Source organism: Morganella sp. HSTU-ASny43 (assembly GCF_022819185.1).
In the GTDB taxonomy this organism is placed as follows: Bacteria; Pseudomonadota; Gammaproteobacteria; order Enterobacterales; family Enterobacteriaceae; genus Morganella; species Morganella morganii.
Genome location: NZ_WSPG01000001.1, coordinates 34,448 through 49,822 on the forward strand (window position 1 = coordinate 34,448; position 15,375 = coordinate 49,822).

The 15,375-nt window shown below is 48.7% G+C and carries 14 protein-coding genes; 8 read left to right on the forward strand and 6 right to left on the reverse strand.

Translation table 11 applies throughout. The annotated features are described in order from the left end of the window. Positions 1–2 precede the first annotated feature (2 nt). Positions 3–1,070, forward strand: a complete 1,068-nt coding sequence (locus tag GN208_RS00210) for an SAVED domain-containing protein (protein ID WP_015422601.1) — start codon at positions 3–5, stop codon at positions 1,068–1,070. 394 nt (positions 1,071–1,464) lie between these two features. Then, a complete protein-coding gene (gene cbrC / locus GN208_RS00215) occupies positions 1,465–2,052 on the forward strand; it encodes a PF03691 family colicin E2 tolerance protein CbrC (RefSeq protein ID WP_004237014.1) in 588 nt (195 codons plus the stop codon). Between the two features lie 77 nt (positions 2,053–2,129). On the opposite strand, the gene GN208_RS00220 is transcribed toward cbrC, so the two are convergent. Further along, positions 2,130–2,903 carry an IclR family transcriptional regulator gene (locus GN208_RS00220; protein WP_243828264.1) on the reverse strand — a complete coding sequence of 258 codons (774 nt, stop codon included), beginning with the start codon at positions 2,901–2,903 and terminating at the stop codon, positions 2,130–2,132. 330 nt (positions 2,904–3,233) lie between these two features. On the opposite strand from GN208_RS00220, the gene GN208_RS00225 reads away from it, so the two are divergent. Genes GN208_RS00225 through GN208_RS00235 form a run of 3 tightly spaced genes read left to right on the forward strand, consistent with a single transcriptional unit; the run spans position 3,234 to position 7,107 of the window. Next, positions 3,234–4,127, forward strand: coding sequence for a dihydrodipicolinate synthase family protein (locus GN208_RS00225; RefSeq protein ID WP_170950685.1), 894 nt, complete (start codon positions 3,234–3,236; stop codon positions 4,125–4,127). A 49-nt stretch (positions 4,128–4,176) separates the two neighbouring features. Beyond that, entirely contained in the window at positions 4,177–5,463 is a 1,287-nt protein-coding gene (locus GN208_RS00230; protein WP_004241893.1) for an MFS transporter, read from the forward strand. A gap of 48 nt (positions 5,464–5,511) precedes the next feature. Continuing rightward, a complete protein-coding gene (locus GN208_RS00235; RefSeq protein WP_004237010.1) occupies positions 5,512–7,107 on the forward strand; it encodes an altronate dehydratase family protein in 1,596 nt (531 codons plus the stop codon). Between the two features lie 83 nt (positions 7,108–7,190). On the opposite strand, the gene GN208_RS00240 is transcribed toward GN208_RS00235, so the two are convergent. The 4 genes from GN208_RS00240 to nadK form a co-directional block, all read right to left on the reverse strand. Then, positions 7,191–8,462 (reverse strand): MFS transporter, encoded by a 1,272-nt coding sequence (locus GN208_RS00240; protein ID WP_004241895.1) that lies wholly within the window; start codon positions 8,460–8,462, stop codon positions 7,191–7,193. Between the two features lie 428 nt (positions 8,463–8,890). Then, positions 8,891–9,277, reverse strand: a complete 387-nt coding sequence (gene bamE / locus GN208_RS00245) for an outer membrane protein assembly factor BamE (protein WP_004241898.1) — start codon at positions 9,275–9,277, stop codon at positions 8,891–8,893. A gap of 122 nt (positions 9,278–9,399) precedes the next feature. Then, positions 9,400–11,061 carry a DNA repair protein RecN gene (gene recN / locus GN208_RS00250; RefSeq protein ID WP_004237007.1) on the reverse strand — a complete coding sequence of 554 codons (1,662 nt, stop codon included), beginning with the start codon at positions 11,059–11,061 and terminating at the stop codon, positions 9,400–9,402. A gap of 88 nt (positions 11,062–11,149) precedes the next feature. Further along, positions 11,150–12,049: an NAD(+) kinase gene (gene nadK / locus GN208_RS00255; RefSeq protein WP_004237006.1), complete on the reverse strand. Its 900-nt coding sequence runs from the start codon at positions 12,047–12,049 to the stop codon at positions 11,150–11,152. A gap of 100 nt (positions 12,050–12,149) precedes the next feature. Between nadK and grpE the strand changes: the two genes are divergently transcribed. After that, positions 12,150–12,728 carry a nucleotide exchange factor GrpE gene (grpE, locus tag GN208_RS00260; RefSeq protein WP_004237004.1) on the forward strand — a complete coding sequence of 193 codons (579 nt, stop codon included), beginning with the start codon at positions 12,150–12,152 and terminating at the stop codon, positions 12,726–12,728. 217 nt (positions 12,729–12,945) lie between these two features. Here the strand turns inward: grpE and ung are convergent, their stop codons facing one another. Then, positions 12,946–13,644 (reverse strand): uracil-DNA glycosylase, encoded by a 699-nt coding sequence (gene ung / locus GN208_RS00265; protein WP_015422602.1) that lies wholly within the window; start codon positions 13,642–13,644, stop codon positions 12,946–12,948. A gap of 345 nt (positions 13,645–13,989) precedes the next feature. On the opposite strand from ung, the gene grcA reads away from it, so the two are divergent. Together grcA and GN208_RS00275 are read left to right on the forward strand one after the other, a co-directional pair. Further along, positions 13,990–14,373, forward strand: a complete 384-nt coding sequence (gene grcA, locus GN208_RS00270; protein WP_004237002.1) for an autonomous glycyl radical cofactor GrcA — start codon at positions 13,990–13,992, stop codon at positions 14,371–14,373. A 159-nt stretch (positions 14,374–14,532) separates the two neighbouring features. Beyond that, complete coding sequence (locus GN208_RS00275; RefSeq protein WP_015422603.1) at positions 14,533–15,354, forward strand: phospholipase A; 822 nt, start codon at positions 14,533–14,535, stop codon at positions 15,352–15,354. The last annotated feature ends 21 nt before the right edge of the window (positions 15,355–15,375 follow it).

Below are 15,375 nucleotides of genomic sequence, written 5' to 3' on the forward strand. Positions count from 1 at the left end.
TTATGAATAAAACAATTATTTTATATATACTGAAATTAATTTTCAGACCCAAGGATATACTCACTCGTATTGGTTTAGGGCTGTTTAGTGGAGGGATAACAGCTTCAGCCGGTGGATGGAGCATGAACTTGGTTTTTTCAGAGCAATTGCTTAAAAATTATATCAATATTTTTGATGGCATTTCTATTAGCTACCAAAAATGCTCTGAAGTGTTTCTATACATTGGGATCTTTGCGTCCATTTTAGGACTGTTAGTGCTGATGTATTGCATCTTCTTGGCTGTTCGTGATGTCCAAAAACGTGATATTGCTTTTATTCGTGCATATGGGTTTGAAAATATTGACCCACATGCAGCAGAAAAAATGCTTTCGTCCAGAGAAAAAGTCAAAACTCTCCCCGTAGATTTAAAAGCATTTGATTCTAGGACTAAAAGCAAAGTAATCGAAGAGTCTACATTTATCAGAAGGATGATAAAGGACAGAATACAACACCATGAAGCCACTGTGGCCTATGTTGCAGCTCTAGGGAGTATTCCTTATTTGTATATGATTGGTAGCTCAATGCGTGACGGTCACTTGCCTTTAAGACTATCCGATTTTGATCGTAATAAAAATTGTTTTCATCTTCTTGATGCCCCCCCAACCGGTGCCAAGTTAATTAGGAAATTTAGTGGGGAGATAACAGAAAATAGTTCCGTTGTTAGTGTGAATGTTAACAATCAGATAGGGTTAGCTATTTCATTTACGATGGATATACAGCCATCGGACCTGCCCGTAGACCTGAGCGATCATACGCTACATATCCAGCTTGATACAGGATTCAGATTTGACAATCTTCCTTCTGAGGAAGAGCAAGAAAATATCACTAAAGAAGTAAGTTTTATAATATCAGAATTGAATAAAAAAGCTGATGAAGTACATCTATTTATTTCAGCTCAGGCATCATTTGTTGTTCGCCTTGGCTCTCTTTATCAAGAGGGGTTACATGGTGTTATCTATATTTGGCATTGGAATTCAATCAAAAACAAATACGAATGGAACTTGAAAATTTCAGGTAAGGAAGTCAGTTAATATTTTATAATAAACTGTTTTTCTTATGATAATGCTGCCGTTAAATTATTCAGTAAATGTGTTATCGTCCTGAAAATGCTGTTCGTTAAGTAGGTTATCTGACACAAAATTCATACCTCATAACTAAATGAGTTGTGGTTTTTTGAGATACTTACAATTTAACATTGTACTGATTTATTAAATATTAATGCGGTTATGTTGTTAATGCAAACAGGAAATTTGTTTTTTTAATTACTCTGTCTGTTTATGATGTTAATAGTTAACATTCTGAATGATAAGATCATTTTTTGTATGGAAAATAAAAAGCATCAGTTTAAAATCTGTGTCAGCCATCATAGCTGATGCTTCCCGGAATGATTACAATGGTTTTATTTCCTTCTGAACAGGACTCCCCATGACACCAAATAACCGAAAATTACCTGTTTTTAAATATCATCCCGATCCGCTTGGAACCGGTGCTTTTTCAGACGATAAGATAGTTAAGTGTGATTGCTGTCAGCAAACTACTGATATTTACTATGAAAGTCCGTTTTATTCTGTCGCTGATATTGATGCATTATGCCCGTGGTGTATTGCGGATGGTTCCGCCAGCCGGAAATTTGAGGGTGAATTCCAGGATAGCGCCAGCGTGGAAGGAATTGACTGTGAATATGATGACGATGGTGAATTTTCACACACCACTAACCCGTATCCGGATGAAATGCTGGATGAACTGGTTAAACGCACGCCCGGTTACCGGGGATGGCAGCAGGAAGTGTGGCTGGCACATTGCAATGAGCCCTGTGAATTTATCGGGTATGTTTGCTGGGATGATATAAAAGACTGGCTGGATGAATTTGTTTCTCTGGAAGATGATATTCAGGAATATGGTTTTTTTGTTGAAGAATTATCCGGCCTGTTACATAAGGACAGTGATGCTCAGGGATATTTATTCCGCTGTCTGCATTGTAAAAAATTGCGTCTGCATTTTGATTTTAGTTAAAGGCTGCAGAGCGGAGCAATTCAGCTCCGCTTTCAATTAAAAACGCCGCAGACTAAAACGTCCTGCCTGTATTACCCTTACTGATAAAACTCCACATCCTGCAATGTATTCAATTCCTGCTCGATACGTTCGCGGCTGCGGAGTAATACACTGATAATCTGGTTGTTTTTTTCATCATTACTGCGGAATGTCGGGACGGAGACACTGATGGCGGCGATAATTTTATTACGCTGACGTAATGAAACGGCATAGCAGCGGGTTTCTTCGTTTATTTCCCGGTTGTCAGTGGCGTAATGATTTATTTTGACCTTTTCCAGCTGCTGACGTAATTCCGCGATGGTAGTGATACTGTATTTTGTCAGCGGGGTAAAGCCGTCAGGATATAAGCGGAGAATATCATCATCGCTGTAATGGCATATCATCGCTTTACCTAATGCGGAATAAACCGCCGGTAAGCGGGTGCCGATATTGGAGACTAACTGAACTTTCTGGGCAGACTGCACTTTATCGATATACAACACATCCGGGCCGTCTAATATGCCCATCTGGCACACTTCATTGCACTCGTTGACAATATTATTCATCTCGCGGTGCACCATTTTCAGCCAGTACGATTTTTCAAAGAATGAACGGGAAAGAATCGAGCAGGCGATACCCAGAAAATAAAGCTGGGTGTTTTCGTCATAATTAATATAACGGCGTTCTGCGAGGGTTTTCAGAATCGGGTAGAGTGTGCCTTTTAATATGCCGGTTTTTCCGGCCAGCTGCGTGAGGGAAATCCCGGTGTTTTCTGCCGCCAGAACACTGAGTACCTCTAACACCCGTATTGTCGGCATATGCTCCGTTGACATCAATTCACCTCCCTGACAGTTTATGCCGTTATTCTAGGTATAAAGCCCCGCTAAGTAAATCATGTCCGGGTGTCCGTTTGTGACATTGCCCGCCGGTATCACGGCAATCCGCTTTATTGTTCCCGTAATGTGCTGCTCCTCACAGATAAATAATAAATAACCGCAATCCGGATCGGGTTTTTCCGCAGATATAGTTTTCAACCGCAATTAAAACAGCCTGTTAGCCTGTTTTTTCAGCGAATGTACAAAATTTGACTCACTCAGAGTTTCATGATTACTTACCTGTGTTTTTATTTATTAACGAGGTTTGTATATATGAACAATATGGGTATGGAAAGCCGTTACATCACGCCGGCCGTAACAATTTTTGATGACAAAGGCCGGATTGATACCGAACAAAACCAGCGGGTGTATGACTCTCTGAAGGGGCATGTCTCCGGATTTGTGGTTATGGGCAGTACCGGCGAGTTTTTTTCACTGGATATGGAAAGCTCAAAAACACTGATCAGGTTATGCGGCAGTTATGACAAAGGGGGAATGAAAGTGTATGCCGGGACCAGCCGCCCGGATGTGAATGAGTCAGCCGCGCTGGCGAACTATGCTCATGAGCAGGGGGTGGACGGGGTAATGATTATCAGCCCGTACTATTTCCCGCTGGATGATGAGGGTGTTTACCGGTTTTACAGCACGGTCGCGGAAAAAACGTCAGCCAATATTTTTATCTATAACTTCCCGGAACGTACCGGTTACTCGGTGTCACCGAAGGTGTGTCTGCGTCTGGCGGATCGCTATCCGAATATTATCGGGCTGAAAGATACGATCCCCGATACATTACATACGTCGCAGATTATTCAGACGGTAAAAAAAGAGATCCCGCATTTTGAGGTTTATGCCGGTTATGACAATAACTTCGCCCATGTTGTGCTGGCGGGGGGAAATGGCTGTATCGGCGGGTTATCCAATATTGTGCCTGAGTTCTTCGCTTCCTGGATGGCGGCATTTGCACAAGGTGATATGGCTGCCGTAGCGGCACATCAGCGCAAAGTGGATCAGCTGATGGCCGTTTACGGCGTGCATTCACCGTTTATCCCGACCTTTAAAAAAGCATTACAGATGCGGGGCATTATTCAGTCAGACTACTGCACAGCGCCATTCAGCAGCCTGAATGCGGAGCAGACTGAACAGCTGATGCAGATACTGGCGGATGCTGAAACAGCACGCTGATTTTTCCTGATTATAACGACAGAACATCTTACCGACAGGGAATATTATCATGGCGACTATCACAGCTTATGACAATCCTGCTTTAAATTCCGCGATTCAGAAATCGTGGAAGCGTTTAGTACCCCTGATGTTTATTTTGTATTTTGTGGCATTTATTGACCGTGTGAATGTGGGCTTTGCGAAAGATGCCATGCAACTGGATATCGGGCTGTCCGATTCCGCCTTTGCACTGGGGGCGGGGATTTTCTTCGCCGCTTATGCACTGTTCGGGATCCCGGCAAACCTGATCCTCAATAAAATCGGCGCACAAAAGTGGCTGAGTATTACAACGGTTATCTGGGGTGTGTTATCCGCAATGACCGGTTTCGTGACCAACGAGACGCAATTTATTGTGCTGCGTTTTCTGCTGGGACTGGGTGAGGCGGGTTTTTATCCGGGAATTTTATTACTGGCCTCCATCTATTTCCCGAATAAAGTCCGCGGCTCGGTGATTGGTATTTTTGTTCTCGGCGTACCGCTGGCACTGACACTCGGTTCGCCGTTATCCGGCGCACTGCTGGAATTACACGGCTGGATGGGGCGTCCGGGCTGGTTCTGGATGTTTGTGATTGAAGGTTTACCGGCGGTTGTTATCGGGGTCTTCGCCTTTTTCTGGCTGGATGACAGCCCGGAGAAAGCCCGCTTCCTGACAGCGGAAGAGAAGAAAGCGCTGACAGAGCAGTTAGCCAGTGAGAATGCGAAAACAGAAACCACATCTGTGTTGTCTGCACTGAAAAATATCAAGGTCTGGCACCTGGCACTTATCTACGGCACCATCCAGATCTCGGTCTACGGGCTGATGTTTTTCCTGCCGTCACAGGTGGCTTCCCTGATGGGACAGAGCCTCGGGTTTAAAGCGTCTCTGGTGGCAGCTATTCCGTGGGCATGCTCGGCATTTGGTGTGTATTACATCCCGCGTCTGGCTGATAAAAATCCATCCCGCCGTGTGGCTATCTCCGTGATGTGTATGCTGGCAGCGGCAGTTGGTCTGGCATTATCCGCCTTTGCCAGCCCGGTCTTTGCGATCGCCGCGCTGTGTCTCAGTGCCGTTGGCTTCCTGTCGGTACAGCCGGTGTTCTGGACATTCCCGCCGCAGTTACTGAGCGGCCCGGCGCTGGCTGCCGGGATCGGGTTCTGTACCACCATGGGGGCATTCTGTTCTTTCCTTGCACCGATCATCCGTGTGGAAATGGATAAACTGATGAACAGCAATACGGCGGGGATTATCACACTCGCGGTGATCACTGTCGGTTGTGCACTCCTGATTGCCTTACTGAAAAAGAACACACAAAAATAATCCTGATTCATTGCCGTCATTTTGGCGGCAATAACCGGAAGGTGAGTTATGCAAAAGATATTACGTATTGATGAAACTGATAATTTAATCGTGGCACTGAAGGATTTGCATGCCGGTGAGGTGTATCAGTGGGGTGATGAATCAATCACTCTGGTCACGGATGTGAAAGCCAAACACAAGTTTGCCCTGGAAGCAGTGCCGGAAGGCGGTATTGTCTCCATGTACGGCACCGCTGTCGGGAAAGCAACAAAACCGATTGCCCGCGGGGAAGTGATTACCGTGGATAATATCCGCCATTATGCCGCCCCGGTATCACTGGAGGAGAGCGGAGGCTATGAATGGCAGATCCCGGATGTGTCGGCCTGGAAAGACCGGACATTTAAAGGTTATGTCCGTGATGATGGCCGGGTCGGAACAGCTAACTACTGGCTGATTTTTCCGCTGGTGTTCTGTGAAAACCGCAATGTTACCAAACTGACGGATGCGCTGAATGAGGCGCTGGGCTACACCAATAACAGTCTGAAAAGTTTCGCCCTCGATCTGACCGCCGGTGAGCAGGTGCAGGCCACAAAACCTAAGCTGTTCCCGCATATTGAGGGTGTGCGCTGTATTACTGTGACCAGCGGCTGCGGCGGTGCCACCTCTGACAGTAAAACCATGTGTGATGTACTGGCTGCGTATGCGGATCACCCGAATGTGATCGGCATTACTGTGTTCAGCCTGGGATGTGAAAAAGCACAGCGCAAGATGTTCAAAGAGTCGCTGGCGGCACGTAATCCGGCATTTGATAAACCGGCGCTCTATTTCCGGCAGCAGGAATGGAACAGCGAAGAAGAGATGATGCAGACGGCGCTGAAACAAACCTATGAGTGCATGAAAGCGGTGAAACCTCAGAGCCGCACAGATGTACCGCTGTCATATCTTAAGCTCGGCGTGAAGTGCGGGGCGTCTGACGGGTTCTCGGGCATTTCCGGCAATCCGGCGATGGGACTGGTGTCGGACTGGCTGGTGACACTCGGCGGTGCTTCCGGCCTGGCGGAATTCCCGGAGCTGTGCGGTGCGGAAGGGGATATGGTAAAACGCTGCATCCGCTTTGAGGATAAAAAGAAATTCCTCGATCTGATGGGACAGTATGAGAAAACCGCGAACTTCTTTAATACCACTATCGCGGATAACCCGAGTCCCGGAAATATTGCTGATGGATTAATTACCGATGCGATTAAATCAACCGGTGCGGCGAAAAAAGGCGGAAAATCGCCGATCAGTGCGGTGTGTGACTATGCGGAACCGATGCCGGACAGCGGACTGTCTCTGGTCTGCACACCGGGAAATGATGTGGATGCGGTGACCGGATTGGTGGCTGCGGGCTGTAACGTTGTTATTTTTTCCACCGGGCTGGGAACACCGACAGGAAACCCTATCGTGCCGGTCGTCAAGATTTCCACCAACAGCGCTATCGCTCAGCGTTTGTCAGATATGATCGATTACGACTGTGGGCCGGTAATAGAAGGTGTGCCATTGCCGGAAATCAGCAAAGGGCTGTTTGAGCGCGTGATTGAAACGGCAGGCGGGGAATATAAGGTGAAAGCAGACCGTCTGGAGCAGTTCGATTTTCTGCTGTGGAAACGGTCACTGGATTTATAAAAAGTGTACTGTCACACAGATAAATAAAAAACGGGGAATATTCCCCGTTTTTTATTACTGCGCTTTGTTATCAGATATCGTTATCAGACATAAAACTTCATGGATTTTTTGCCGAGGCAGAAGCTGATAAACAGGCCGAGAGCGCAGAGGAACAGAATATAGTAGGCGATAAACATCGGGTTAACGTGTTCAGCGATAACCGGTACGGTGAAGGTGGTCAGTCCGGCGAACAGGGCGTTACCGATGTTATAAGAGAACCCGATGCCGCTTAAGCGGATATTGGCCGGGAACAGTTTGATAATAATAATCGGCACACAGGCAACCAGACCCAGGAACAGGGCGGCCAGGGAATATAAGAAGCCGATCGTGGTGTGGTCACCGCTGCCCAGGGAATTAAAGAAGGCATAGCTGGTGGCAGCGAGCAGGATGCTGTATATCACAACGGTTTTGCGGATGCCGAGTTTGTCGGACACAATCCCCGCAATAATGCTGCCGACCATGTTCATGACGGTGGCGAGGATAGCGATTTTACTGACAAATTCCGGGTCGATTTTAAAAATATCGGATTTCATCAGGTTTGGTGCCAGGACGACCAGAACCACACCGGTGGTCAGCAGCCAGGTAGCAAGAATAGAGATCATCGTGGCAGGTTTGTAGCTCTTCAATACCTCTTTGATTGGCATATCAATCAGTTCTTTGCGCTTTTTCATCTCCAGGAATACCGGCGTTTCACGCAGATAGCGGCGTAAATATACGGCAATCAGACCTAAAACCCCGCCGCAGATAAACGGATAACGCCATGCAAAACTTAAGATCTGGTCATTGCTGAAATTGGTGTAAATCAGGTAAGCCGCGAAATGGCCGATAACCACGCCGAATGTCAGGCCGCTGGCAATCATACTGTTCGCCAGACCGATACGGTTCTGCGGGACATGCTCGGTGACAAAGACGTGTGCACTCGGCACTTCTCCGCCTAATGCGATGCCCTGTAACAGACGCATAATCAGCAGCAAGACCGGCGCGGCATAGCCAATCTGCTCATAGGTCGGCAGCAGGCCGATCAGCAGGGTTGGGATCGCCATCAGGAACAGGGAGAGCATAAACATTTTTTTGCGGCCAATCAGGTCGCCGAAATGTGCCATTATCACGCCGCTGAGCGGGCGGACAAAATAAGCGACCGCATAGGTCAGATAGGTCATGATGCTCGAAAGCAGCGGTGAGTCACTCGGGAAGAAGAGTGTCTGCAAAAAGGGTGCGAAGGTGAGGAATACGATAAAGTCGTAAAATTCCAGCGCACCACCCAAAGATGCAAGAGTCAGCGTTTTTCCGTCCTGTAGCTTTAAGCGATTAGACATGCCATTAACCTTACTTATTAAACATGCGTGAAAATAAAATAATCGTGAATACTAGCACGATACTATCAGTCAGTGAGATATTTCTGAAAAGTTAATTATACTAATGATTTATATCCATTTTTATAGTGTGGTTACCCTGGTAAATAATATATCTCCGGCTAATTGGCGGAAATATAAGGAAAGTAATGTTTGAGTATCATGATTATTACCAGGATGGAACAGATAAAATACCGGAGAGTGATAAATCATAGTGATGAATAATTATTCGTTATAAATCCAGTGAATGGATTGTGTGCGGCGGGCTGGCCGGTGACACCAGTCAGTAACACCAAACCGGAACAGATAAATGAACAAAACCCGCTGATCCGTAATATATCAGCGGGTTTTTTGTTGCTAACCACACGTTGTTTCAGCGTGACAACAGGTAATCAGTCAGTGACAGTCTCACTGGCGATTTCACTTGCTGTTTCGTCACCGCCGTCAGGCTTGTAATTGGTGTTCGTGATTTGGCTCAGTGTACCGGCTGAGTCAAAGACCAGTGTCAGTGTTTCCTGTTTCACCGGCTCATGGCCCGGTTCACGGCGGAAGACATAATACCAGGTCTGTGTTCCGAACGGGTCACGTAACATCGGGGTACCGAGTGTATAGGCGACTTGCTGTTGGGTCATTCCTTTCTGGATCTTCGCCACGTCTGCCGGTGTCAGGTAGTTACCCTGGTTGATATCCGGGCGGTAAACGACACGCTCCAGAGTGGAACAACCGGCAGTTAACAGCAACAAAGATGTCGTTGCGGCAATCAGCAATTTACAACGCATGGTGATTTCATTCCTTTAGGATTCTTTGTGACGATGATAATCGACAATAATCAAATTGAAAACCTTTACATTTTTCTATGACCGCAGGATCGCATAAAAGTTAGATGAAATCAGCTTGTTTGTCATGCTGCCAGCAATTCTTTTGCGCTGGCAAGGGTATTTTTGGTGACGGCAGCGCCGGCAAGTAACCGGGCCAGTTCCTGTACCCGTGCTTTTTTATCCAGCAACTGCATGGCGGTTTCGGTTTCCGTGCCGTTGGTGTGCTTGCTGACAAAGTAGTGCTGATGCCCGCAACCCGCAACCTGTGGTAAGTGAGTCACACACATGACCTGTGTGGATTCGCCCAGCTCACGCAGCAGTTTCCCGACGATAGCGGCTGTCGGGCCGCTGATCCCCACATCCACTTCATCGAAAATCAGTGCCGGAGTGTCCATTTTCTTCGCGGTGATCACCTGAATTGCCAGTGCAATACGGGATAACTCCCCGCCGGATGCCACTTTCGCCAGTGCCTGATGAGGCTGTCCCGGGTTGGTGGTGACATTAAATTCAACTCTGCTCGCGCCGTCCATACTCAGTTGTTCCGGGGTAAAAATTACATCAGCGGTAAAGCGGCCGTGCGGCATCGATAAATGGTGCATGCTCTGTGTGATAAGCTCACTCAGTTCAGCGGCGTAGTGCTCTCTGACCATATGTAACTGCTGTGCAATCGTCAGGGCCTGCTGATAATACTGTTCCGCTTCGCGGCTCAGTTCTTCGCTGTGCTGTTCACTCTCCTGCTGCATCTGCTGCTCTTCCTGCAACTGTGCATACAGAACATATAACTCTTCCGGCGTGGTGTGATGTTTGCGGCTCAGGCTGATGTAACGGGAGATTCGCTGTTCGAGTTCATACAGCCGGTTCGGATCCAGATCCACACGGTTACTGTAGTGACGCAGTTCATTGCTGACTTCATCCACCTGAATGGCGGCTTCTTCCAGCATGGTCAGTAACGGGGACAGGCTTTCATCCAGTGAGATCAGCTCGCTGAGTTCATGACGGGCATGATTGAGCATGCTGATGATGTTGTTTTCATCATTTTCACTGAGAATGTTTAAGGTGCCCTGACTCAGGCTCAGAAACTGACCGGCATTCGCCAGGCGTTTATATTCCGCATCAATATCCGGAAATTCCCCTTCACGGGGTTCAAATTCACCGAGTTCTTTCAGATGATAATCAACCAGTTGCCGGCGGGCTTCCCGCTCCAGTGCCTGCTGCTGATAGAGCGCCAGTGCCTGACAGGCGTTGTGCCATTGTTGCCAGGCTTTTTTCATTTCACCGAGTAGTAAGCCCTGGTTGGCATAGGTATCCAGCAGGATTTTCTGGTGGCTGCTTTCCAGCAGGTGCTGGTGGGCATGCTGTCCGTGGATTTGGATCAGCAGTGTGCCCAGCTCACGCAGTTGTGACAGCGGTACGGCTGTGCCGTTGATAAAACCACGGGAACGCCCGTCACTGTTGATAGTGCGGCGCAGCAGGCATTCCTGATTATCATCCAACTGATGTTCCTCCAGCCAGAGACGGGCGGCCGGGGTATCTTTCAGGGAGAAGCGGGCGCAGATATCAGCGCGGTTAGCGCCGGGGCGCACCATATTGGCATCCGCGCGGTTACCGAGACACAATCCCAGTGCATCAATGGCAATGGATTTACCGGCACCGGTTTCACCTGTGATGGCGGACATACCGGCGCGGAAGTCGATTTCTAACTCGCGGACAATGGCAAACTGACTGATGGTGAGCTGGGTTAACATGCCGCCTCTCCTGTGGATATATACACACCTGTTTTTACATACAGTATAATCAGGATTTGTATCCGGTAAAGAGGCGGAATGAAAAAAATCAGAACATTTTTTTGGACCAGCCGAGTTTTGTGCTTAACGTATTGAAATAGTTATAGTCAATCGGGTGTATGAGATCGAGCGTTTTGCTGCTGCGTTTGATCCTGACCACATCCCCTTCCTGTATCGGCAGCGCTATCTGACTGTCACAGCTGACTTCATAGTCAATATTGGTCTGCGGAAATTTCAGGGTAATGGTGCTGTGGCTGCTGATCACCAGCGGCCGCGAGGAGAGAGTGTGCGGGAACATCGGCACCAGGGCGATAGCATCAAGATTGGGTGTCAGGATCGGTCCGCCCGCAGAAAGAGAATAGGCGGTGGAGCCGGTCGGGGTGGTGATGATCAGGCCGTCAGAGCGCTGGGAAAAGGCAAAGCGCTCGTCAATATAGACCTCAAAATCAATCATGTGGGCGACTTTTCCGGGGTGGAGTACCACTTCATTGAGCGCGGTGCTGCGGCGCAGTTTGCCGTTGGGGCTGAGTACCCCGGCATCAAGCAGAAACCGTTTTTCGACGTGGTATTCCCCGGTCAGCACGCGGTCGAGCTGCTGGAGTGCATTGTCCGGCGCAAGATCAGTCAGAAAACCGAGGTTCCCCCGGTTCACGCCGATCACATCCGCGCCATAGCGGGAGAGTACACGGGCGGCACCGAGCATATTGCCGTCCCCGCCGATCACAATCACCAGGTCGGCCTGCTGCCCGATATCCGGCAGCGTGCCGGTGACAGCATCGGTCAGGCGCATTTCAGCGGCAACATCACTTTCGACAATCACACGCAGACCTTTTTTCAGCAGCCAGTGATACAGCAGTTCGTGTGTTGCCAGCGCTTCAGGATGGCGCGGATGGCCGACAATTCCGATACAGCGGAACGATTTGTTTTTTGCGGTATTGTCCGTCAGCATGTGCGTTTTAGCCTCACTTAATCGCCATTCCCTTGAATCTCTGAGTTTGATCCCCATAATAAACAAGAATCAGGATTATTGCGAAATACGCGGAGATTTTATGAGTAGTCACGAACAAAAAACGCACGAAGAACCTGTTGCAGATGCAGCGGAGACCCTGAACACGGCAGCAGAGCAGCCGGAAACGGAGCAGGCGGATGCCGCCGCAGCGGCACAGGCCCGTATTGCGGAGCTGGAGCATGAGCTGGAAGAGTCCCGTAAAACGGAACGCGAAGCGATGCTGCGCGCCAAAGCGGAGATTGAAAACAACCGCCGCCGTATGGAACAGGACGTTGAAAAAGCCCATAAGTTTGCATTAGAACGTTTTTCTAATGAATTATTACCTGTGATTGATAACCTGGAGCGCGCACTGAGTGCGGTGAATCCGGAAGATGAAGCACAGAAAAGTATGCTGGAAGGGCTGGAGCTGACACTGAAATCCTTCCTGGATGCCGTGAAAAAATTCGGTATCGAAGTGGTCGAAGAGACAAAAGTGCCGTTCAATCCGGATGTGCATCAGGCCATTAGTATGGTGGATGCTGCGGATCACGAGTCCAACCATGTGGTGACAGTGATGCAGAAAGGCTACACCTTAAACGGCCGCCTGCTGCGTCCGGCGATGGTGATGGTCTCTAAATAAGGAACGTTTCACACGCAACGGAATGCCGCCGCAAAGGCGGCATCAGGCCGTTGACAAACCCGCAGGGGGTGGCGGCGACCGAAAGAGGTTGTAAAAATAAACCAGGAAAATCAATTTATTGATTTTCGGCTGATAATACAAAGCAGGAAAAACCACGTTTTATCCTGCTTTGTCTGCAATCTCATGCCGCCGCAAGGGCGGCATTTTTGTCTCTGTATTATGCGCCGGGCTGAAGCTCTGCCGGGATCACCGGCTGCCAGTCGATGGGGGCCTGACCGCGCTCTGTCAGTATCGCATTGGTTTTTGAGAAGTGACCGCAGCCCAGAAAACCACGGTGTGCGGACAACGGTGACGGGTGCGGTGCTTTCAGTATCACATGCCTTTGCTGATCAATGTACTGGCCTTTCCGCTGGGCATGTGCGCCCCAGAGCAGGAAAATCACACCTTCACAATGGGCGTTGACAGCCGCAATCACATTATCGGTAAACGTTTCCCAGCCCAGTCTGGCGTGTGAGTGTGCCTGGCCGCGTTCAACCGTCAGCACAGTATTAAGCAGTAACACGCCCTGTTGTGCCCAACTGACGAGGCAGCCGTGATTCGGCCGGGTAAATTCCGGGATATCCGCTTCCAGTTCCTTATACATATTTACGAGCGACGGCGGCGGCTGAATGCCCGGCAGCACAGAGAAAGAGAGACCGTGTGCCTGGTTCGGCCCGTGGTACGGATCCTGTCCCAGAATCACGACCCGCACATCAGACAGCTCCGTATAACGGAATGCGTTGAAAACATCTTTCTGTGGTGGGTAAATGGTCTTACCAATCTCTCGTTCATGAGCGACAACACGGAGTGTTTCAATGAAATAGGGCTGGGTTTTCTCATGGCCGATGACATCATGCCAGGTCAGTGATGCAGACATCGTGTCGTTATCCTTCATTTATTACAAGAGTTGCATTCAGCTTACCTGACTTATCCGTTGTTAGGAAATAAGAAGGGATTTTTTTGCGGGTCCGGTTTTGATAACCACAACGGCAGGGCGAAAATGGCTGATTTTTTACAAAAAAACCTGAAAATCGCAAAAATGAAATTTTGATTTAAAACAGGCTTTTATCATGGCGACTAAAAATTGATATGATTTTTATTGATATATGTCAAAGAATCACCCCTGTATTCTTGGTATATAAGATGCAGAGACATTGGTTAGACCAATATTCCAAGTTAAATGACAATCAATAAATTGATAACGAATCACCCGGAGGTCATCATGGTTACTGGTATTCAAATTACTAAATCCGAAAACGCTGCACTGGTTAACTCTTTCTGGCTGCTGGATGACAGCAAAGACGAAGTACGCTGCATCTGTGCAAAAGAACAATATGCAGACGGTGATGTTGTTTCCCGTGCCGCATTAGGTCCTTTCGAGTACCGCGAAGTGAATTTACAGGTTCAGCCTACCGTCCGTGTTGAGGGTGGTCAGCACCTGAACGTGAACGTTCTGCGTCGTGAAACTCTGGAAGATGCAGTTAACCATCCGGAAAAATACCCGCAGTTAACTATCCGTGTTTCCGGTTATGCAGTGCGTTTCAACTCACTGACTCCTGAACAGCAGCGCGACGTTATTGCCCGTACTTTTACTGCCAGCCTGTAATCGTTCCGGCAACAGTCCTTGTTCCGAAAACCACGCTCCGGCGTGGTTTTTTTATGTCTGCCGGATAAGGATGTCGGTAACTCACTGATAAAAAATGATATTGTTACGGTGTGATGAATAGCGTTAAGTGAAGCCTTCTGTATCCGGGGAGGTATACTTATGTTGATTGAACACTATTTTTCGCAGTTACTGTCTTTCTCATCCACGCCGCATTGTCAGTCACTTTTGCAGCGGCAGTATTTAACCGCAACGGATTTATTGCAGCCGCCACCCGGCGGGATCCGGCAGGATGGTTTTCCTGATGATATTACCCTGGCCCGGCTGTGTTCAGACAGCTATCAGCCCGGCAGCCGCGATATAGGTGGTGTCAGCCGTTCGGATGCGCAGACTCTGGCTTCGCTTTCGCTGACAGAAGAGCAGTTAAGCAGCCCGTCCGGCCTGCAGAGTATGATTTATCATTACCGCGATACCTGTATTCTGGCGTTTGCGGGCAGTAATGATATGTCAGATATGATGACCAATATCCGCCAGGGGCACGGATTACCGGCCCGGCAGTATCAGGAGGCGGTGTCACTGGCAGCACATCTGTTGTCGCAATCCGTTTGTCCGTGGCTGTTTGTCGGGCATTCTCTCGGCGGCGGGCTGGCATCATTCTGTGCTGTGGTGCTGCAGCAGCCGGCGGTGATATTCAATGCGGCGGGGCTGGCGGAAAATACGCTGGCGGAAGAGGGCGTTTCTCTGGTGACGGCGCGTGCGCGCGGGGCAGAGCTTATCCGTCATTATGTGCTGGAGCATGACTGGCTCACGCATATCCAGGACGGGCTGGATCTTCCGAAAGCACTGGGGCAGCGGATAGCGCTGGAGTATTATCCGCCGCAGCATGCGCATTCCGTTTTGCAGAAACTGGTTCTCGGCGTGAAGGCACATACCCTGTCGCAGGTGGTTACCGCGATGGAACAGATGGATGAAATCCGGGAGTAAGCATAAAAAAACGGACTGTGA